Genomic DNA, 19,165 nt, shown 5'->3' with positions numbered 1-19,165 from the left:
AAGGAGAGAATAGCATGGCAAATGTCGATGGCAGCTGGGATTGCGTCGTGAAGTCGCCGCTCGGCGATCAGAAGATGACGCTGACCGTGAACAGCGCGGACACCAGCTTTTCGGGCGCGGTGTCGGGTGCGATGGGCGGCATGGATGTGACCGGCGAGGTCGATGGCGACACGCTGAGCTGGAAGCAGGCGATGACCGTGCCGATGCCGATGACGCTCGACTGCAAGGCGACCGTCGATGGCGACACGATGACCGGTACCGTCGGTGCGGGCGCATTTGGCAGCTTCCCGCTGTCGGGAACGCGCACCGCTTGATCGCCTCTGGCATCATGACGTGACGAAGAACGGCCCGTCTTCCCGGTGGAAGGCGGGCCGTTTGCATTTCGGAGAGTGGGATGAGTTTGAAGATCCATCGCCGCGCGGTGCTTGCGGGCACGATGCTGGGCGGCGCGGCGTCGCTGGTACCGGCGCTCGCGCAGGCAGCCGAGACGCCCGCGACGCCGCTGTCGCGGCTGTTCGACCAGCTCGTCCAGGCGCAGTTGCGGCGCAGTCCCGAGAGTGCGACCTCGCTCGGGCTCGATACCGGCGCCAACGCCGATCTGCGCGCGAAGCTGTCGGACCAGTCGGCGGCGGGGATCGCCGCGGCGCGGGCGCAGACCAGGGCCGAGCTGGCGCAGCTTGCGGCGATCGACCGCGCCGGGCTGTCGCCAGCGGAGCGGATCGACCTCGACTGCGTGATCTATACGCGGCGGTCGGCGGCGGCGGTGCAGGCGTTCGATTTCGGCGGCACGTCCTATGGCCCCAGCCCCTATGTCGTGTCGCAGCTGTCGGGTGCGTATCAGTCGGTGCCCGATTTCCTCGACACCAAGCACCGGATCGAGACGAAGGGCGACGCCGACGCCTATCTGCAGCGGCTCCAGGCGTTTGCCGGACAGATCGACGCGAACACCGCGCGCATGCAGCATGACGCGGGCGTCGGCGTGGTCGCCCCCGACTTCATCCTCGACCTCGCGCTCGACCAGATGACCAAGACGCGCCAGCCCGCAAGCGAGGCGCTGGTCGTGCAGAGTCTCGTCCGGCGCGCGGCGGCCAAGGGGCTGGGCGAAAGCTATGGCCGCGATGCCGCGCGGATCTATGACGCGGCGGTGCTGCCCGCGCTCGACCGGCAGATCGCGGCGACCCGCGACCTCCGCCGGGCGGCCACGCATGATGCCGGCGTGTGGAAGCTGAAGGAGGGCGCCGCCTTTTATCCCGCCGCGTTGCACGCAACGACGACGACCAATTTGTCACCCGACGAGGTGCACAGGTTCGGGCTCGACCAGGCGAAGATGCTGTCGGCGCAGCTCGATACGCTGTTGCGCAAACAGGGGTACAGCAAGGGGAGCATCGGTGCGCGGATGGCGGCGCTCTACAAGAATCCCGACCAGCTCTATCCCAACACCGATGCGGGCAAGCGCGAGGCGATCGCCTATTGCAACGACCGGCTCGCGGCGATCCGCGCGAAACTGCCGAGCGTGTTCGAGCGGATGCCGCCTTACGGGTTCGAGGTGCGCCGCGTGCCCGCGCAGACCGAGGCCGGTGCGGCCGCTGCGTTCGCGCAGCCGCCGGCGATCGACGGCTCGCGGCCGGGGCTGGTCTATTTCAACCTGAAGGACAGCGCCGACTGGCCCAAATTCTGCCTCGCGACGACGGTCTATCACGAGGGGCTGCCGGGGCATCAGATGGAGAGCGGGCTCGCGCTGTCGAACACGCGGCTGCCGCTGATCCGCAAGATGACGAGCTTTTCGGGCTATGGCGAGGGCTGGGCGCTCTACGCCGAACAGCTCGCGGACGAGATCGGGATGTATGACGACGATCCGCTCGGGCGGCTCGGCTATCTGAAATTCCAGCTGTTCCGCGCGAACCGCTGCGTCGTCGATACGGGCATCCATCACCTGCGCTGGACCCGCGAACAGGCGATCCGCCATTTCATCGACGCGGAAGGCGAGGCGGAGGGCTTCGCGACGCGCGAGGTCGAGCGCTATTGCGTCAATCCCGGGCAGGCGGCGAGCTACAAGCTTGGCCATTCGGTGTTCGTCGATATCCGCGAGCGCGCCAAGGCGAAGATGGGCAATGCGTTCGACCTCAAGGCCTATCATGCGGCGGTGCTCGCTTATGGTCGCGTGCCGCTCGATATGCTGCGCGAGATCGGCGATGCCTGGATCGCGAAGGGCTGAGCGAAGGGCGCGCTGAGCGGCGGGCCGCGTAACTCTACGTAATCGCCCGTTAAAGCCGGACCGTGCAAGGGGAGGGGAATGCCGAGTGCTCCCCCTCGATGACGCGTGCCGTCCGCCCAAGGCCCGATCCGGTCATCAGCGTCGTCATGCCGGTGTATAATGGCGCAGCCTTGTTGCCCGCCACGTTCGACAGCCTCGCCGCGCAGTCTTTCACCGATTTCGAGGTGATCGTCGTCGACGACTGCTCGACTGACGCGACGCGTGCCTGCGTTGCGGGCTGGTCCGATCCGCGCGTCAGGCTGGTGGCGATGCCGGTCAATGGCGGCCCCGTGCTGGCGCGCAACGCCGGGGTCGCTGCAGCGCGAGGCCGCTATATCGCCGCGCTTGATGCCGATGATCTCTGTCGCCCCGACCGCTTCGCCCGCCAGGTCGCGTATCTGGAGGCGAACCCTGCGACCGTGCTGCTCGGGACGGCGGCGGACCTGCTGATCGACGGCGACATCAGGCCTTCCGACCATGCCGCGATCACCACGCCCATGCTCATCGACTGGCTGACAGGAATCGAGAACCCGCTGATCTGGTCATCGGTCATGATCCGGGCCGACGCGGCGCGGCGGCTCGATCCGTTCATGCGGCCCGAGCGGCTCTATGCGGAGGATTTCGACCTGTATCAGCGGATCCGCCGGTTTGGCGCGATCGCACGCCTCGACGAGCCGCTGATGGTGTACCGGGTCCACGCGGGCGGGGTCTCGAAGCGGTTCACCGAGCAGATGGAGACCGTGGCCGCGGAGATTCTGGCCGAGCGGCATGCCGATCTGTTCGGCGAACAGGTGGACCGGATCGCGGCGCTGATCGTGGCGCATGTCCTGGCACGGCGCCCGGTGCGCGATCGTGCTGCGTTGACGGCGCTGGGCAGCGCACTGGGGGCGATCCAGGCCGAGTTTCTCACACGGCATCACTGTTCGGGGGAGGATCGCCGGCTGATCCGGTGGGAAACCGCGCGGCGCTGGCGCGGTGTCGGGCGGGCCGGCCTGCGCGCGGGGACTTTGGAGGTCGCCGACCTGCTTGCCGCACGGCCGGCGCATCTCGGGCTTGGCTATGCCGGGCTGCCCGCGCTGCTATGGTCCGGGGCGATCGGCGGCGTACGCCGCGCGATGCGCCAACCGGCGTGTGCGCCTTAGACCTTCGCGGCGAAGATCATACGGCCCTGGCCGAGGCGTGCAAACACCTGGTCTAGGTCCTTCTCGCCGACCGCGAAGCAGCCTTGGCTGCGGCCGAGCATGCCGTGCGACGCGATCATGTCCTTGTTCGCATACCAGGCCGAATGGACGACGATCGCCCGACCGAGTGCGTTGTTGTTGGTGCGATCGAGCCCGATCAGCCGCTGCGACCGACCATGTTTGCCGACATAATAATCGTCGGTCACGAAGGCGCCTTCCGACGACGCATTCGAGCCGAACGCGTTCGAGAAGCGCTCGAGATAGCCGGTATGCGCGGGGTCCGAGCCGCTGCCGTGCGACACGAGCAGCGACGTGCTGCGGCCGCTGGCGAGGTCGACGAAGTGGAACCGCGGCTGCGACGACGAGGCGGTGAAATCGGCGATCGCGATCCGGTCGTGATGCGGGATCCGGCTGCCGTTGCGACCCAGCGCGGCCATCGCCTGGCGCAGCAATTCGGGGCGCACGACGCGCGACGACGAAATCGGCATCGCCGGCGAACGCGGCAATGGTGGCTGAGTCATCGGCTTCAAATCGCGTGCCGTAAGACGTTGTGTTGCAGATACCGCACTCGGAACTGCAAGTGCACCGGCCAATACTAGACCGTTCTTTAGAATGGCACGACGATCTCGCCGTGCGCCCTGTTCATCGTACATCGAAATTCCCGAAAAACCCCAATCCCGTGACCCTCTCTATAGCGTAGAAATGATGAACATTCCTCAACCATTTCCACCAGTTGTCGTGATGTTCCTTCTGTCCGCCCCGGGAAGGAGGCGGTTCGTCGTAGGCGCGTGCGCGGCGAGGTGACTCTCCGGCTGGCCAGCGGCGTCGGAGCGGGTTGCCATATCAGGCGACACGATCGGTCCTGACGCGGCACATCCGATGCGCGGTCTTGGGGCGTTTCGATGGGAAGTACGGGCGCGCATCGTCGTGCGCGCACGGTTCAGCGCGGGGGCGTTTCGCCCTTAGCGGCAATTGGCAGGCCAAGCTCGACGAGTCGCGAGCGGAAGCTGGCGGCATCGGTGAAGAGCACCGATTCGATCTCTAGCGCGCGTGCGGCGGCGATATTGGCCGGATTGTCGTCGACGAACACCGTCTCGTCCGCACGCACACCGAATCGATCGAGCGCGAGCCGATAGATGGCGGGGTCGGGCTTCACGATCTTCTCGTCGCCCGACACGACGATGTCGCGGAAGCGGTCGAACATCGCCGATTCGCGCGCGCGAAACGGCGGCCAGAATTCGTGGCTGAAATTCGTGATCGCGAACAGCGGTACGTCGGCTGCGTCGAGATCGCGGACGAGTTCGTGCATCCCCGCAATCGCCGGGCCGATACTCTCGCTGAAGCGCGGGCCCCAGACGGCGATCAGGTCGGCATGCTGCGGATGCAAAGCGGCAAGCTCCGCCGAGGTGTCGGCGAAGTCGCGGCCAGCATCATGCTGGAAATGCCAGTCGATCGTGACGACATCGCGCAGGAACGCGTCGAGCGCCCGATCGTCATCGATCAGGCGCTCGTACAGGATCCGGGGATCCCAATCGTACAGGACACGACCGACGTCAAAAATGACGCTGGTCTTCAGGGGTTTAGCCCTGGCGTGCCTTGAAGCGACGGTTGGTCTTGTTGATGACGTAGGTACGGCCACGACGACGGATCACGCGGTTATCGCGGTGACGATCCTTGAGCGACTTCAGGGAATTGCGGATCTTCATGATCGATTCGCTTCTTTTCAAATCTAGGTGTGCGGAAAGACGGGATCGCCTAATGGCGGGGTGTGTCCAAGTCAAGCAACAGACGCACTCGTTCCAGCCGGGAACCCTCCCGGCTGGTCCAAGCGTTACTGTAGCGCAACATTCTAAGGAAGTCCCGATGGCGGTTCGTTCGATCATGGTTCTCGCGCTGGCGGGCGCATCCCTCACGGCCTGCGCGACCGGTCCGTCGCTGCCGCCGACCGAGGTCTTGCGCTATCACCTCGGCGAGCCGCTCGACCGCGGCACGATCGCGGTACAGCCGCTGACCGCGGGCGCGCCGGCGAGCCTCGAGTTCAAGAGCTATGCCGCTGCCGTGCAGGGGCAGCTGATCAAGGTCGGGTACAACCCGCCCGCGCCGGGTGCGAAGCCGATGCTGATCGCGACCGTCGCCTTTACCCGCACCACCCAGGCCGGGCCGCCCAAGCGGTCGCCGTTCAGCGTCGGCATCGGCGGCGGTGGCTTCAGTGGCGGCCGGGGCGGCGGCGGTGTGGGGCTCGGCGGCGGGGTCGGCTTCCCGATCGGCGGGGGCGGCCGCGACGCGATCCTGGTCACCGAAATGGCGGTGACGATCAAGCGGTCGCTCGACCAGTCGCCAGTCTGGGAGGGGCGCGCGCAGACCTTCGCCGACGCAAGGAAGCCCGATGCGACGAGCCAGATCCAGGCCGAAAAGCTCGCCAGCGCGCTGTTCGCGGGGTTCCCCGGCGAGTCCGGTCGCACTATCCAGGTGAAATGAACGATCGCCCGATGACCGCCGCCGCCACCACGCCTCTCGCCATCAACGCCGCCTTCGATGGCGGCAATATCCGCCTCGTGCGGGTCGATGGCGACCGGATCGACCTGGAAATCGTCAAGGACCGCGACTCCGACTATTTCCAGTGGTTCTACTTTCGCGTGGCGGGGGCGGCGGGCCGGACGCTGACCTACCGGATTCTCAATGCCGGTAGTTCGGCCTATCCGTTCGGCTGGCCCGGTTACAAGGCGCGGGCGAGCACCGATCGGCAGGCGTGGCGGATGATCGAAACGCGTTACGCCGATGGCGTGCTCGAATTCGATTTCACCGCCGATACCGACCTCGCCTGGTTCGCCTATTTCGCGCCGTACACGATGGAGATGCATGCGGCGCTGGTCGCGCGGACCGCCCTGCTGCCGGGCGTCACGCACCGCGAGCTTGGCCAGTCGCTCGACGGGCAGGCGATCGATGCCTTCACGATCGGCACCGGGCCCAAGCAGGTCTGGATCTATGGCCGCCAGCATCCCGGCGAATCGATGACCGAATGGTGGATGGAAGGCGCGCTGGAGCGGCTGACCGATTCGGCCGACCCGGTGACCGCGACGCTGCTGGAAAAGGCGACGTTCCACGTCGTGCCGAACATGAACCCCGACGGCACATACCGCGGGCATCTGCGCACCAATGCGGCCGGCGTGAACCTAAACCGCGAATGGGCGACGCCGAGCGCGGAAAAGAGCCCCGAAGTCTTGTGCGTCCGCAACGCGATGGACGTGACCGGCGTCGACGTCGCGATGGACATTCATGGCGACGAGGCGATCCCGGCGAACTTCATCGCGGGCTATGAGGGCATCCCCTCCTGGACCGATGCACATGGCGAGAAATTTTACGATTATGGCCGCCGGCTCGCGGCGCACACGCCCGACTTCCAGACCGAGAAGGGCTATCCCAAATCCGCGCCCGGCACCGCCAACCTGTCGATGTCGACCAACCAGCTTGCCGAGCGCTTCGGCGCGGTGTCGATGACGCTCGAGATGCCGTTCAAGGATCACGACGCGAATCCCGATGCCGAATATGGCTGGTCGCCGGAACGGTCGAAGCAGCTTGCGCATGCCATGCTCGAGACGCTCGCGGATGTAATCGACACGATCTGATCCCTAACCGTCAGCCTGACTTTCGTCAGGATGACGGTTAGGGGGCAATCGCCGCATTTCCATTTCGTCCTTCGCCATTGCAGGAGCCCGCATGCCCAAACTCGTCCTGATCCGCCACGGCCAGTCCAGCTGGAACCTCGAAAACCGTTTCACCGGCTGGTGGGATGTCGACATGACCGCCAAGGGCGAGGGCGAGGCCAAGGCGGCAGGCGAGCTGATGGCGGCCAAGGGGCTCGATTTCGACCAGACCTTCGTCAGCCTGCAGACGCGCGCGATCAAGACGCTGAACATCGCGCTCGAGGCGATGGGGCGGCTGTGGCTGCCGGTCGAGAAGGACTGGCAGCTGAACGAGCGGCATTATGGCGGGCTTACCGGGCTCGACAAGGCCGAGACCGCCGCCAAGCACGGCGACGCGCAGGTCCATATCTGGCGCCGCAGCTTCGACGTGCCGCCGCCCCCGCTCGAGGATGGCAGCGAGTTCGACCTGTCGAAGGACCGGCGGTATGACGGCATCGCGATTCCGAAGGCCGAAAGCCTGAAGGACACGATCGATCGCGTGCTGCCCTATTGGGACGCGCGGATCGCGCCGGCGCTGAAGGACGGGCAGCGCGTCCTGATCTCGGCACACGGCAATTCGTTGCGCGCGCTGGTCAAGCACCTGTCCAACATCCCGGACGACGAGATCACGAGCCTCGAGATCCCGACCGGTCAGCCGATCGTGTACGATCTGGACGCGAACCTGAACGCGACCGATCGTTATTATCTGAGCGAGCGGTAAGCCTTTCTTCTCGAAGGCCGGGGCCCAGTTGGAAAAGTAGCAGTGACGGGGCGCCGTGCTTCGTTAACGGCATCCCCCAACTGGACCCCGGCCTCCGCCGGGGAGTGCGGTCGGAAATGGTGGCAATCGCGTTTGCCGGTCGATCCGTACGATGCCACCAACAGCGTTGCCCTCGTCCCCCCGCGTCGCTAGGCACGGCGCTTCCTGAAGCGGGGGGCGAAATTGGCTCTAGTCGGCATCATCATGGGCAGCACCTCCGACTGGGAGACGATGCGCCACACCGCCGAGACGCTCGATGCGCTCGGTGTCGCGTACGAGACCAGGGTCGTGTCCGCGCATCGGACCCCGCAGCGGCTCTACGACTATGCGACGACCGCCGCCGATCGGGGGCTGAAGGTCTTGATCGCGGGCGCGGGCGGCGCGGCGCATCTGCCCGGCATGGCGGCCTCGATGACGCATCTGCCGGTGCTCGGCGTACCGGTCGAATCCAAGGCGCTGAAGGGCATGGATAGCCTGCTGTCGATCGTCCAGATGCCCGGCGGCATCCCGGTGGGCACGCTGGCGATCGGCAAGCCCGGCGCGATAAACGCGGGGCTGCTCGCCGCGGCGATCCTCGCGACCGCCGACGACGCGCTGGCCGAGCGGCTGAAAGCCTGGCGCGCCGCGCAGACCGATTCCGTCGCCACCGACCCAGCCTGAAAGACGCCGACATGACGCCGCTTCCCCCCGGATCGACCATCGGCATCCTTGGCGGAGGTCAGCTCGGCCGGATGCTCGCGACCGCCGCAGCGCAGCTCGGCTATCACACGCATGTGCTCGCCCCCGACCAGGAAAGCGTCGCCGCGCAGTCCGCCTCGACGATGACGCGCGCCGATTATCACAACCGGATCGTGCTCGCTGACTTTGCCGACGCCTGCGACGTGGTGACCTACGAATTTGAGAATATCGCGGTCGAGCCGGTCGAATGGCTCGCCGAGTGTGTGCCCGTGCATCCGAGCCCGCGCGCCTTGCGGGTGGCGCAGGAGCGGATCGGCGAGAAGCGCTTCGTCGAGAGCGTCGGTGGCTGGCCCGCGAAATGGGCGGCGGTCGACAGCCTCGCGAGCCTGCGCGAGGGGCTGGCGCGGGTCGGGACGCCCGCGGTGCTCAAGACCGCGCGGTTCGGCTATGACGGCAAGGGGCAGGTGAAGATCGACGCGCCCGAGGGTGCGCAGGACGCCTGGGATGCGATCGGCGGCCCCGCGGTGCTCGAGGCGTTCGTGCCGTTCGAGCATGAATTCTCGATCCTGATCGCGCGCGGGCTGGATGGCAGCATCGTCCGCTACGCGCCGCCGCTCAACCTCCACCGCGATGCGATCCTGCGGCACTCCACGGTGCCCGCGCCCGCCGCCGTGCTGGCGCAGGCGGACGAGGCGGCGGCACTCGCCGAGCGGATCGCGACCGAGCTCGACTATGTCGGCGTGCTGGCCTGCGAATTCTTCGTCGGCGCGGACGGCCCGGTGTTCAACGAGATGGCGCCGCGGGTGCATAATTCGGGGCACTGGACGATCGAGGGCGCCGAATGCTCGCAGTTCGAGAATCATATCCGCGCGATCTGCGGGCTGCCGCTCGGCGCGCCGACGCTTACCGGGCGCGAGGCGACGATGGAGAACCTGATCGGCAGCGACGCAGACCGCTGGCAGGATCTGCTCGCCGAACCGGGCGCGCATCTTCATTTGTACGGCAAGGGGACGGCGCGGCCCGGCCGCAAGATGGGTCACGTCACGCGAGTGCGGCGCTAGGCGCGGCACCCGCTGCGCGTCACTTCGCCGGGGGCTTGCCCGCGAGATCCTGAACCGCGTGCGCGAGTTCGATCCACATCGCGCCTTCGGGGATGACATATTCATTCTCGCCCCAGAAGAACGGCCAGTCCTCGTGATTTTCGGGGAAATCGGGCTTCACGATCAGGACGCCCGGCACCACGCCGCCGGCGATGAACGAGAAGTCGGCGCGGTTGTTGCCGTAGGCGACCTCCTTGGATCGTGTCCCGACGCCCGACACGAACGAGATGTCCGAACCGGGGTGATGCCCCAGCAGGAACTCCGCACCGCGGAAGACCGGATCGGCGGGCATGATCTCGGGGAACGCCTTGTGCAGCGCATAGGTGTTCAGCGCACCGGCGATCACCGTGCCGCTTCCGGCCCAGCCCCCCGTCGTGATCGGCACGCCGAACGGGTTTGCTGAGGCCGCCTTGACCGTCGCGGCCGCATAGGCGCGGACCGCGGGGATCATGCCCTCGCGATAGCTTTGCGGCATGAGCGGGATCGCGGCGACGGCGTCGCGCAGGTTGAACGCGAAGCGCCGCTCCATCGCCGGCCATAGCGTCTGGACCGCGGTGGCATAGCGCGGGTCGCGGGTCGTGCGCAGCAACTCGACAGCGGCGGCGAACCGCTCCGAGTCGAGCGGGCCCCCGGTGGTGTTGCCGTGCCGGTACAGGTCGGGGGCATGCGTCTGCTCCTCCGCCCAGATGCGCGTCGCGATTCCCAGCGCCGTCTTGGCCAGCGTCGGATCGGCTTCGGCAAGTGATCGCGATGCGGCGGCGAGCGCGGCGATCGAGCCATAATTGAGCGCCGACGCCTTGGTCGTGAAGGCCCAGCGATCATCGGGGGTGCCGCTGCGGCCACCGCGCTCCTCGCCGAGCTTCAGCGCCGGATCGTGGATCATTCCGTCGGTCTTGGTCGATGCGTCGCCGAGATGCGTATATTGCGCGACGTCGGGCTCGACGATGCCGTGAATCGCATGGCCGACCGCATCGAACTGGGCAACGAGCTGGAGCGTGCCGTGGCGGATCTGCTGGAGCAGATCGGGCGTGCCGTCGGGGACGTGGATCTCGGTCCGGCGACGGGTCCAGTCGACCGCGGTCGTGTCGCGCGTCGGGCGCCATTGCTCCCACGTGTCGACCAGCGACCGGACGACCTGATATTGCGACTGGGTGCGGATGTCGAAATCGCCCGCGTCGAACCAGCCGCCGACCGCGAGACCGGGGATATGCTCCCCCGGCTTGTACTTCGTGTCGGTGGTCGGCCCCTGCGCGTAGAGGTCGATATGCTCGTGGTTCAGCGGCGCCTGGCGTGCATCGTCACGATGCGCGTCGCCATGCCACACGCGATAGCCCTCGTTCACGTACATGTGATCCATCGCGACGGGGAAGTAGACGTCGAGCGTCGGATGCCATGCGCCCGCATAGACGTCGTCGGCGATGCGGAACGGTGCGGTGCGCGTCGCGCCATATTCGAGCATGTAGAGCCCGGGCTGGCGGACGTCACTGAAATCGAGCTGGCGATAGCTGTAGCGCAGATAGTCGCCCCAGCGGGTCGCCGGTGCGGTCTTGACCGTGGTCGTGCTGCCATCGGCGCCGACCTGCAGCAACCGCGCCGGTGCCGTCGTGCGATCGTTGCGATCAAGCTCGATCGTCGCGACCTTGCGCGCACCGGAGGCATAGCCCAGCTGCGAATGCGCGATCACGGGCGCGCGCAGCCAGCCCGGCACGCTGTTCGGCTGGACCTCCCATTCGAGCACGGTCCCGGTCCGCCCGGCGGGGAGGAGCGAGCGGAGCACGAACCAGCCATTCTGCGCTTGATTACGACCGTCGAACAGCTGCACCGGCGCGCTCGACCGGATCGTCACGCGGCGGGCGGGATCCTCCGGCGCGAGGACGAAGCGGGTGCCCTGCGCGATGGCGTTCGGTTCTGCGCCAGGCCCCTCGGCGCGACCGCTCGCCGCATTGCGCTGTGGCGTTGCGGTCATCGTGTCGGCGGGGTGCAGCGGGAAGACGCCGCTGCGATCGTCGGCGAGATAGCCGTGGTGGAAATAGGCGGCGGGGAGAAATTCGAGGTTGAATCCCGCCTTGCCCGCAAGCGTCGCGGGAACGGGCGTGTCGAGGATCACCGCCAGCGCGACCGCCGCGCCCTTGGTCGAGGAGCGGATCCGGTATCGCCAGTTATAATCGGGATATTCGAGCGTGACGGTGACGGTGCCGGCCGCGCGATCGACCTGCCGGTCGACGAATCGCGCGGTCGCATCCCATTGCCCCGGCGTGGCGGACAGGCGCACATCGCCATTGGTCGCGATCCGTTCGCCCTGCTGGATGATCTCGACGCCGCTGATCTTCGAATCGGCGAACAGTCCGTCGTACCAGTTCGAGAAGACCAGCACGTTGACGGCCGGCGCCTCGTAATAGCCCGCCTCGCCAAGCGTCGGTGCAACCGCGTCCGGGCGTGCAGCCCGACCCGTGCGGGCAGGGACTATGCGTGGTCGTGCGGTGGCATCCTGTGGGGCTGCGGCGTACCGCGGCAGTGCAAGCGCCACCCCCGGCGTCGCGGTCGAAACCAGTGTCCCCAGCAGGCAAAACCAAGCAGTTCCCGTCATATACCCTCTCCCACGTCCCAATGTCGCCGGTCTCTGACCGGTCATTCTTACTCAGACTATAGCGCTAACTTTCCTTGACGCTACCATGTCGTCAGGACTGCAAATGCCAGCCGACGCGATGCTGGACATGATAGCGGTATCGACTTGCGTTCGCGCCTTACGAGCAGGGCAGGCATCGGGCGAAGGCGCCGGTGGATCGACCCGATGCCGTGGCGGAGGGAGAGAGAAGACGGGGCTCATCATCGATCGGCGTCGCGCACCGCGGGGATCGCTTGTGCACTGGGCATGCGTGCCGTTGCTGGCAGGCCTATCGCCCGGCACGGCGGCGGAGCCCTTGGCGAGGCCAGGTCCGGACTCAATCGCCGCCGTGGCGGATCCCCAGACTGCGGCCAGACCGATACCGCCCGCGCTGGCGCCCTATTTCACGGCGGTGTCGGACGCGGCGACCACGCCCGACCGCGACGGCTTTCTGCGCCGCTGGTTGTTGCTCGAACCGATCGCGAAACCCAATCGCACGAACACCGGCTTTACCGCCACTTATGTCCGGCAGGCCTTGACCGCATCTTTGCCAGGGTCGCCAACCGCAATCCCGAGGGACGGGCAGGTCGAGACGGGTGCCGCGCCACTGCGCTGGCATGCGCTTGATTCGAAGGCGTTCGACGTCAAGCTGTTCAACTTCGCCAAGGCACTGGGGGCGCCGACCTATGGCGTGATATTCTGGGCGGTGACGATCGTCGACAGCCCCCGCGAGCAGCGCGACGTCCGCCTGGCGGTCGGTTCGAACGCGGCATCGATCTGGTGGCTGAACGGCACCGAGGCGGTCGGGCTGTTCAACGACCGTCGCATGGTGATGGACGACGTGCTGTCGGATCGCGTGACGCTGCGCAAGGGACGCAACGTCATCCGCGGCGCGGTGATCAACGGCCCCGGGCTGAGCAGCTTCTGCGTCCGCTTCGTCGACGAAGCCGGCCGTCCGATCACCGATCTGACGACCCATGTTCGATAGCCCCCGTCGCGATACCGCGGTTCGGCAACAGGGAGGTACCCGGATGTGGTGCGGACTGATCGCGGTGTGCCTGGGGTTTGCGGGCGCAGCGCCCGCCGCCGCGCAACTGGCGGGCGAACCCTTCATCCACGATCCCTCGACCGTCACCCTGTCGGACGGGAAATATTACACGTTCGGCACCCGCGGCGGCGGGCTGGTGTCCGACGACGGCTGGACCTGGCATGGCGAACCCGAGCGGCCGGGCGGCGGGGTGGCGCCCGACGTCATCCAGATCGGCGACCGCTATTACGTCGCCTATGCGGTCGGCGGCGGGGGCATGGGGGGCGGCCATGCCAGCCAGGTCAAGATGATGTGGACGCTGTCGCTCGATCCGGCATCGCCGCGCTTCAAGTTCCACGACATCGGCGTCGTCGCGTCGAGCGACGGGGTCGAGACGGCGGATGCGATCGATCCTGCGTTTCTCTACGCCGAGGGGCGGTTGTGGCTGACCTACGGCACCTATTTCGGCCCGATCCGGATGATCGAACTCGACCCGAAGACGGGACTGCGCATGGCGGGCAACGCCCCCGTCGACGTGGCGATCGACATGGAGGCCACCGCGATGCTGTATCGCGACGGCTATTATTATCTGCTGGGGACGCACGGCACGTGCTGCGACGGGCCCAATTCGACCTATCACATTCGCGCCGGCCGGGCGCGCAGCCCGCTTGGCCCCTATGTCGACCATATGGGGATCCCGCTGCCGCGGGGTGGCGGCAAGATGGTCGTCAGCGCGCGCGGTCGCCGTATCGGACCGGGGCATTTCGGACGGATCGCGCTCGCCGGCGGGGTCGAGAAGCTGTCGCTGCATTATGAAGCCGACATGGATCGCAGCGGCCGGAGTGTCCTTGCGATCGAACCCCTGCGGTGGATCGACGGCTGGCCGGTCGTGGGCGAGACCGTGGCGCCGGGCACCTATGAGATCGCCTCCGAGCGCAGCGGCTATGCCCTGAGTCTGGCGACCGATATCGTCCGCATTCCGTTCGACGTCCGCCGCAGTTTCATGGCGGCCGCGACCGATCCGGTCGGGCCGATCCCCGACCAGACGCTGGCACAGGACTCTGCCGACTGGCCACGCGGGCGGATCCGGGTGGATCTGGCGGACTATCTGGTGCGGCCGCATCAGTTGTGGACGATCACGCCGGTGCCCGCGGCGGGGGGCTATTTCGGCGCCCCCTATTACCGGATCGCGATCGCAGGCACGTCGCGCATGCTCGCCGCCACCCCGACCGGGGAGGTCGAGACGATCACCGCCGCCACCGTGGGCGCCGAGCCCCTATGGCAGATCGATCAGCTCACCGACGGCAGTTACCGGATCAAACCGAAGGTCGTGCCGGGCGACGGGCGCGATCTCGCGCTGGTCGCGATCGGTGCGAGCACGCCGACACTCGCGGCCTTCGATCCGGCAAGCCCGGCAGGACGATGGACGTTCAAGCGCCCCTGATACGGCCATCGGTCGCCGAGCGGAGTTGACGGATGCGTAGAGTCGACTACTCCTACTATTAACTTCAAAAGACGGGGCCTCGCCAAGGGGCCGAAAGGGAGAGCATGAACCGGATCAGTCCTCGCCTCGCACGGTCGTGCGCCATCCGCCCTCGTCGCATGGGACGCATGACCGCAGCGTCGTTGCTCGCGCCGCTGATCCTTGCGGGCACGGCGCTGTCCGGCGCCGCCGCAGCGCAGACCCTGTCGGCGGAGCCGGCCAGTGCGACATTGCAGGCTGACAAGCCCGGCCCGCAGATCCACCGCGACGTGTTCGGGCAGTTCGCCGAGCATCTCGGTCATGGCATCTATGGCGGCATCTGGGTCGGCAAGACCTCGCGGATCCCCAATGACGGCGGCTACCGGCGCGACGTGCTCGCGGCGATGAAGGCGATCAACGTGCCGATGGTGCGCTGGCCCGGCGGCTGCTTTGCCGACGAATATCACTGGCGTGACGGGATCGGCGCGACCAAGGCGCGGCCGACCAAGGTCAATACCAACTGGGGCGGCGTCAACGAGGATAACAGCTTCGGCACGCACGAATATTTCGGGCTGATGGATCGGCTGGGCGGCAGCACCTATGTCTCGGCCAATGTCGGCAGCGCACCGCCTGCCGAGACTGCGCAATGGGTCGAATATATGACCGCGCCGCAGGGTACCACCGTGCTGGCCAAGGAGCGCGAGCGCAATGGCCACGCCGCGCCGTGGAAGATCCAGTATCTCGGCATCGGCAACGAATTATGGGGCTGCGGCGGCAACATGCGTGCGGAATATGCCGCCGACCTGACCAACCGCTATGCCCAGTTCGCCAAGTCCGCCAACGGCCCGATGCTCAAGATCGCGAGCGGCCCGAGCGATTCGAATTATGAATGGACCGAGGCGATGATGCGCATCGCCGGCAAGAATATCGACGGGCTCGCGCTGCATTATTACACGCGTCCGCGCGACAAGAACTGGGCCGACAAGGGGCCGGCGCTGGGCTTTGCCGAGCGCGAATGGGCAAGCACCATGGCGCACACGCTGCAGATGGAGGAGTTCATCACCAAGCATTCGGCGATCATGGACAAATATGATACTGCCAAGCGCGTGATGCTTGCGGTTGACGAATGGGGGACATGGTACGATCCGACGCCGGGCAGCAACCCGGGCTTTCTCGAACAGCAGAATTCGGTGCGCGATGCGGTCGTCGCGGGGCTCAACATCAACATCTTCGCGCGCCATGCCGACCGGGTGAAGATGGCGGCGATCGCGCAGATGGTGAACGTGCTGCAGGCGATGCTGCTGACCGACGGCGCCAGGATGGTGAAGACGCCGACCTATTGGGTGTTCGACCTGTACAAGCCGTGGCAGGGCGCGACGTCGTTGCCAATCACGCTGACCTCGCCTTGGTATCACAAGGACGAGGTGGCGGTGCCCGCGGTCAGCGCGTCCGCGGTGCGTGACGCGGCGGGGCAAGTGCATGTCGCGCTGGTCAACCTCGACCCCAATCGGGCGATGCCGGTCTCGGTCGCGATGACGGGGTTGCAGGCGACCCAGGCGAGCGGCCGGATCGTCACCGGTCCGACGATGGACGCGCATAACAGCTTCGATTCGCCGGATGCGGTGACCCCGCAGCCCTTTGCCGATGCCCGGATCGCGGGCGGGACGCTCAGCGTGACCGTCCCGGCAAAGTCGGTGCTGGTGCTCGATCTGCGCTGACCGGCCGGCCGGGCATGACGTGTTCGGCGGCGATGATGGATGGGGGATGCGATGCGAAGTCGTGGTGGAACGTGGCTGCTGGGTGCGGCGCTGGGGCTGGCATCGATCGGGAGTGCGGGCGCGCAGGTGAAGACCCCGGCGCCCGCGGTCGTGGCAGGCGCGAAGGCCGTCACGGTCGAGCGCATCACCGTCCATTCCCCCGCCATCACCGGCAATCTGGAGGGGAATAGTCCCGACCGCGCGGTCATCGTCATTCTTCCGCCCGGCTACCGGACCAGCCCCGGCAAGCGCTATCCCGTGGTCTATGCGCTGCACGGCTATTCGATCGGCGTGGAGCAATGGATCGGCGAGATCCATGTGCCGCAGACGATAGAGGGGGCGTTCGCCAAGGGCGTTCGCGAGATGATCGTCGTGCTGCCCGACAGCAAGACGGTGCACAACGGCTCCTTCTATTCGCGGTCGGTGACGGTGGGCGATTTCGAGCGCTTCGTCGCGCATGACCTGGTGGCCTATGTCGACGCGCATTACCGGACGATCGCGGATCGGCGCAGTCGCGGCCTCGCGGGGCATTCGATGGGCGGCTATGGCACCGCGCGGATCGGGATGAAGCATGCCGATATTTTCGGCGCGCTCTACATAATGAGCCCCTGCTGCCTGTCGACGCGCGCGCTGGGCACCCCCGATGCCGCGGTTGAGGCCACGATCCGGGCGCTGAAATCGCCCGCCGACGGCGCGTCGCTGCCCTGGGGCGTGCGGGCGCAACTCGCCACGGCCGCCGCCTGGTCGCCCAATCCCAAGGCCCCGCCGCTCTATCTCGACCTGCCGGTCAAGGACGGCCAGCCCCAGCCCGACGTGACCGCGCGCTGGGCCGCCAACGCCCCGCTCGCCATGCTCGACCAATATGCCGGTGACCTGCGCCGCTATGCCGCAATCGGGATCGACGTGGGCGACCGCGACGGCCTGAAGGACGACGCGGTCAAGTTTCACGAGGCGCTCGATCGCTACGGTATCATAAACGGCTTCGCGATCTATCCGGGCGATCATACCAGTGGCGTCGCGGGACGTGTGCAGAACCAGATGATGCCGTTCTTCGCGCGCGCGCTGGCGTTCGGCAAATGAAGGCGGGATCGGCGATCGCCGCGAGCCTGCTCTTCGCGACCGCGGCCTCGGCGCAGGTCTGGCGATCGGATCAGGGTGATGGCAGCTACCGCAACCCGGTGCTCTATGCGGACTATCCGGATCCCGACATCATCCGCGTCGGTCGCGACTATTATTTCGCGTCGACGACCTTTGCGAACACGCCGGGGATCACGATCCTGCACAGTCGCGACCTGGTGAACTGGACGATCACGTCGCATCTGGTGGCGCGTCTCGAGGGTCGGCCGCAATATGACCTGGTCGGCGGCAACGCCTATCGCAAGGGGCTCTATGCCTCGAGCCTGCGCTATCACGCGGGCACCTATTATCTGGCGAACACGCCGGTCGGGCAGAATACGCGAATCTGGTATGCCAGCGACGTGCGCGGCCCGTGGCGCTACCATGAGCTCGATCGCCAGGCGTTCGATCCCGGCCTGTTCATCGAGCCCGACGGCCGCGCCTATCTCGCCACCGCGAGCACCGCCGACGGGACGATCACGCTACTGACGCTAGACCGTGCGCTCGCGCACGTCACGGCATCACGCAAGATCCATTATATCAAGGGGGCCGAAGGGTCGAAGCTGCTGCGGCGTGGCGATTATTACTATCTGTTCAACGCGCTGCCGCCCCGGCTCGCGCTCTCCGTATCGCGGTCGCACAGCCTGTTCGGGCCGTGGGAAACCCGCGACCAGATCGACGACACGACCGGTGGGCATCAGGGTGCGCTGGTCGATCTGCCGGACGGGCGCTGGTTCGGGTTCGTGATGGAGGATAGCGGCGCGATCGGGCGGATGACCAATATCAGCCCGGTCTTCTGGCGCGACGACTGGCCGATCTGGGGGACGCCCGCCGCGCCAGGCCGCGTGCCGCGTCAGGCGGCCAAGCCGATCGCGGGCCATCGCTTTGCCGAGCCCGCGACGTCGGACGATTTCGGCGGGCGGCGGCTCGGGCTGCAATGGCAGTGGAACCATAATCCCGACCCGGACCGCTGGTCGCTTGCCGCACGCCCCGGCTGGCTGCGATTGCGCCCGACCGTGGCGGAACGCTTCTGGTCCGCGCGCAACACGCTGACGCAAAAGGGGCAGGGGCCCGCGAGCCGCGGCGAGGTGAAGCTGGATATCGGCCATCTGGCGCCCGGCGATCGCTGCGGTTTCGGCACGCTGGGACAGATCAGCGCGAACCTGACCGTGACGCGCGACGCGAACCGCCGGGCACGGGTCGCGATGGAAGTGACGACCGACCGGGTCGAGGGGGCGCAGACCGAAACGCGTGCCACCACCGACCTGCCGCAGGGTAATACACTGTGGCTGCGCACCGACATGGATTTCACGACGAGCCGGGGCCGGGTCGCCTATAGCGCGGACGGTGTTCGCTGGACCGGGCTCGGCGGTGACTTCCCGCTCGCCTTCGCATGGCAGACCGGCACGTTCCAGGGCGAGCAGTTCGCGCTGTTCTGCTACGCGCCCGCCCGCAGCACCGGCTGGGTCGACATCGACAGCTTCCGCCTCTCGCGACTGACACCGGCTAGCGGCGCGGCCCGATAGGCCGGCGCCGGTCGCA

The 19,165-nt window shown here is 67.0% G+C and carries 17 protein-coding genes; 13 read left to right on the top strand and 4 right to left on the bottom strand.

Features of this window, described 5'->3' with window-relative positions; translation table 11 throughout:
• The first annotated feature begins 14 nt into the window (after positions 1 to 14).
• The 3 genes from IFT71_RS17350 to IFT71_RS17340 all read left to right on the top strand — a co-directional run bounded on the left by IFT71_RS17350 (position 15) and on the right by IFT71_RS17340 (position 3,396).
• Entirely contained in the window at positions 15 to 314 is a 300-nt protein-coding gene (locus IFT71_RS17350; RefSeq protein ID WP_031439525.1) for a hypothetical protein, read from the top strand.
• 80 nt (positions 315 to 394) lie between these two features.
• Positions 395 to 2,215 (top strand): DUF885 domain-containing protein, encoded by a 1,821-nt coding sequence (locus IFT71_RS17345; protein ID WP_192142504.1) that lies wholly within the window; start codon positions 395 to 397, stop codon positions 2,213 to 2,215.
• Positions 2,216 to 2,313: 98 nt separating this feature from the next.
• Entirely contained in the window at positions 2,314 to 3,396 is a 1,083-nt protein-coding gene (locus tag IFT71_RS17340; RefSeq protein ID WP_192142502.1) for a glycosyltransferase family 2 protein, read from the top strand.
• Here IFT71_RS17340 and IFT71_RS17335 read toward each other — a convergent pair.
• From IFT71_RS17335 to ykgO, 3 genes are all read right to left on the bottom strand, one after another.
• A complete protein-coding gene (locus tag IFT71_RS17335; protein WP_031439528.1) occupies positions 3,393 to 4,088 on the bottom strand; it encodes a murein L,D-transpeptidase catalytic domain family protein in 696 nt (231 codons plus the stop codon). The genes IFT71_RS17340 and IFT71_RS17335 overlap by 4 nt on opposite strands.
• Positions 4,089 to 4,375: 287 nt before the next feature.
• Positions 4,376 to 5,011 (bottom strand): HAD family hydrolase, encoded by a 636-nt coding sequence (locus IFT71_RS17330; protein ID WP_192142645.1) that lies wholly within the window; start codon positions 5,009 to 5,011, stop codon positions 4,376 to 4,378.
• A 4-nt stretch (positions 5,012 to 5,015) separates the two neighbouring features.
• The gene (gene ykgO, locus IFT71_RS17325) at positions 5,016 to 5,141 is read right to left on the bottom strand and encodes a type B 50S ribosomal protein L36 (protein ID WP_003046794.1); all 126 of its coding nucleotides are present in this window, start codon (positions 5,139 to 5,141) and stop codon (positions 5,016 to 5,018) included.
• 157 nt (positions 5,142 to 5,298) lie between these two features.
• Here ykgO and IFT71_RS17320 point away from each other — a divergent pair, with 157 nt between their 5' ends.
• The 5 genes from IFT71_RS17320 (at position 5,299) to IFT71_RS17300 (ending at position 9,617) form a co-directional block, all read left to right on the top strand.
• On the top strand, positions 5,299 to 5,913 hold the full coding sequence (locus tag IFT71_RS17320) for a hypothetical protein (RefSeq protein WP_031395071.1): 615 nt from the start codon (positions 5,299 to 5,301) through the stop codon (positions 5,911 to 5,913).
• Between the two features lie 11 nt (positions 5,914 to 5,924).
• Positions 5,925 to 7,061, top strand: coding sequence for a M14 family metallopeptidase (locus IFT71_RS17315; RefSeq protein WP_192142500.1), 1,137 nt, complete (start codon positions 5,925 to 5,927; stop codon positions 7,059 to 7,061).
• Between the two features lie 91 nt (positions 7,062 to 7,152).
• Complete coding sequence (gpmA, locus tag IFT71_RS17310) at positions 7,153 to 7,839, top strand: 2,3-diphosphoglycerate-dependent phosphoglycerate mutase (protein WP_192142498.1); 687 nt, start codon at positions 7,153 to 7,155, stop codon at positions 7,837 to 7,839.
• A gap of 243 nt (positions 7,840 to 8,082) precedes the next feature.
• Entirely contained in the window at positions 8,083 to 8,538 is a 456-nt protein-coding gene (gene purE / locus IFT71_RS17305) for a 5-(carboxyamino)imidazole ribonucleotide mutase (protein ID WP_192142644.1), read from the top strand.
• Between the two features lie 11 nt (positions 8,539 to 8,549).
• Positions 8,550 to 9,617 carry a 5-(carboxyamino)imidazole ribonucleotide synthase gene (locus IFT71_RS17300; RefSeq protein WP_192142496.1) on the top strand — a complete coding sequence of 356 codons (1,068 nt, stop codon included), beginning with the start codon at positions 8,550 to 8,552 and terminating at the stop codon, positions 9,615 to 9,617.
• A 19-nt stretch (positions 9,618 to 9,636) separates the two neighbouring features.
• Here IFT71_RS17300 and IFT71_RS17295 read toward each other — a convergent pair whose 3' ends face one another.
• Positions 9,637 to 12,243: a glycoside hydrolase family 9 protein gene (locus IFT71_RS17295; protein WP_192142494.1), complete on the bottom strand. Its 2,607-nt coding sequence runs from the start codon at positions 12,241 to 12,243 to the stop codon at positions 9,637 to 9,639.
• Positions 12,244 to 12,610: 367 nt separating this feature from the next.
• On the opposite strand from IFT71_RS17295, the gene IFT71_RS17290 reads away from it, so the two are divergent.
• The 5 genes from IFT71_RS17290 (at position 12,611) to IFT71_RS17270 (ending at position 19,149) form a co-directional block, all read left to right on the top strand.
• Complete coding sequence (locus IFT71_RS17290; protein ID WP_342212688.1) at positions 12,611 to 13,249, top strand: acetylxylan esterase; 639 nt, start codon at positions 12,611 to 12,613, stop codon at positions 13,247 to 13,249.
• 43 nt (positions 13,250 to 13,292) lie between these two features.
• Entirely contained in the window at positions 13,293 to 14,732 is a 1,440-nt protein-coding gene (locus IFT71_RS17285; RefSeq protein ID WP_192142492.1) for a family 43 glycosylhydrolase, read from the top strand.
• A gap of 167 nt (positions 14,733 to 14,899) precedes the next feature.
• Positions 14,900 to 16,468: an alpha-N-arabinofuranosidase gene (locus IFT71_RS17280; protein WP_192142490.1), complete on the top strand. Its 1,569-nt coding sequence runs from the start codon at positions 14,900 to 14,902 to the stop codon at positions 16,466 to 16,468.
• A gap of 51 nt (positions 16,469 to 16,519) precedes the next feature.
• Positions 16,520 to 17,587, top strand: coding sequence for an alpha/beta hydrolase (locus IFT71_RS17275; protein WP_192142489.1), 1,068 nt, complete (start codon positions 16,520 to 16,522; stop codon positions 17,585 to 17,587).
• On the top strand, positions 17,584 to 19,149 hold the full coding sequence (locus tag IFT71_RS17270; RefSeq protein ID WP_192142488.1) for a glycoside hydrolase family 43 protein: 1,566 nt from the start codon (positions 17,584 to 17,586) through the stop codon (positions 19,147 to 19,149). Before IFT71_RS17275 ends, IFT71_RS17270 begins: the two co-directional genes overlap by 4 nt.
• Positions 19,150 to 19,165: the final 16 nt, after the last annotated feature.

The organism is Sphingomonas sp. CFBP 13733, from assembly GCF_014841795.1.
GTDB classification, from domain to species: Bacteria; Pseudomonadota; Alphaproteobacteria; order Sphingomonadales; family Sphingomonadaceae; genus Sphingomonas; species Sphingomonas aerolata.
The sequence above is the reverse complement of the archived record's forward strand: the minus strand, read 5'-3'. Positions and strand labels throughout refer to the sequence as shown.

Coding starts and splice junctions, on each gene's coding strand:
- purE (WP_192142644.1), top strand. CDS start 8,083: ATGGGCAGCACCTCCGACTGGGAGACGATGCGCCACACCGCCGAGACG.
- IFT71_RS17275 (WP_192142489.1), top strand. CDS start 16,520: ATGCGAAGTCGTGGTGGAACGTGGCTGCTGGGTGCGGCGCTGGGGCTG.
- IFT71_RS17320 (WP_031395071.1), top strand. CDS start 5,299: ATGGCGGTTCGTTCGATCATGGTTCTCGCGCTGGCGGGCGCATCCCTC.
- IFT71_RS17345 (WP_192142504.1), top strand. CDS start 395: ATGAGTTTGAAGATCCATCGCCGCGCGGTGCTTGCGGGCACGATGCTG.
- IFT71_RS17340 (WP_192142502.1), top strand. CDS start 2,314: ATGACGCGTGCCGTCCGCCCAAGGCCCGATCCGGTCATCAGCGTCGTC.
- IFT71_RS17315 (WP_192142500.1), top strand. CDS start 5,925: ATGACCGCCGCCGCCACCACGCCTCTCGCCATCAACGCCGCCTTCGAT.
- IFT71_RS17350 (WP_031439525.1), top strand. CDS start 15: ATGGCAAATGTCGATGGCAGCTGGGATTGCGTCGTGAAGTCGCCGCTC.
- ykgO (WP_003046794.1), bottom strand. CDS start 5,141: ATGAAGATCCGCAATTCCCTGAAGTCGCTCAAGGATCGTCACCGCGAT.
- IFT71_RS17280 (WP_192142490.1), top strand. CDS start 14,900: ATGACCGCAGCGTCGTTGCTCGCGCCGCTGATCCTTGCGGGCACGGCG.
- IFT71_RS17335 (WP_031439528.1), bottom strand. CDS start 4,088: ATGTACGATGAACAGGGCGCACGGCGAGATCGTCGTGCCATTCTAAAG.
- IFT71_RS17270 (WP_192142488.1), top strand. CDS start 17,584: ATGAAGGCGGGATCGGCGATCGCCGCGAGCCTGCTCTTCGCGACCGCG.
- gpmA (WP_192142498.1), top strand. CDS start 7,153: ATGCCCAAACTCGTCCTGATCCGCCACGGCCAGTCCAGCTGGAACCTC.
- IFT71_RS17285 (WP_192142492.1), top strand. CDS start 13,293: ATGTGGTGCGGACTGATCGCGGTGTGCCTGGGGTTTGCGGGCGCAGCG.
- IFT71_RS17295 (WP_192142494.1), bottom strand. CDS start 12,243: ATGACGGGAACTGCTTGGTTTTGCCTGCTGGGGACACTGGTTTCGACC.
- IFT71_RS17300 (WP_192142496.1), top strand. CDS start 8,550: ATGACGCCGCTTCCCCCCGGATCGACCATCGGCATCCTTGGCGGAGGT.